Annotated in this window: 1 rRNA gene; it reads right to left on the bottom strand. The window is 50.3% G+C overall.

From position 1 onward, the window contains the following. A 16S ribosomal RNA gene (locus tag KI809_RS20375) occupies positions 1-374 on the bottom strand; the annotation flags it as partial. Positions 375-497 lie beyond the last annotated feature (123 nt).

The following is a 497-nucleotide window of genomic DNA, read 5'->3' as shown; positions in this document are numbered from 1 at the left end:
TCCCCACTGCTGCCTCCCGTAGGAGTCTGGACCGTGTCTCAGTTCCAGTGTGGCTGATCATCCTCTCAGACCAGCTAACCATCGTAGCCTTGGTAGGCCATTACCCTACCAACTAGCTAATGGTACGCGGACCCATCCTGATACGGTAGCTTATAAATAGAGGCCACCTTTTCCTGCAGAGACCGAGGGCTCCGTAGGCTTATCCGGTATTAGCACCCCTTTCGAGATGTTATTCCAGATACCAGGGCAGGTTATCCACGCGTTACTCACCCGTGCGCCACTCTCACCAGAGCAAGCTCTGGATCCCGTTCGACTTGCATGTGTTAAGCACGCCGCCAGCGTTCGTTCTGAGCCAGGATCAAACTCTCCAGTTTAATTTAAGACCGGAAAATCCGATTCTAGTTTGAAACAACTGACTTACTTCATTTTTGAAACCCACAAATGCTGTTTCGTCTACTATTTAGTTTTCAAAGACCAAGCCGCCGTTTGCGACAGAC

This window comes from Geoanaerobacter pelophilus (assembly GCF_018476885.1).
Classification (GTDB): domain Bacteria; phylum Desulfobacterota; class Desulfuromonadia; order Geobacterales; family DSM-12255; genus Geoanaerobacter; species Geoanaerobacter pelophilus.
This window is presented reverse-complemented; position numbering and strand designations above follow the sequence as displayed.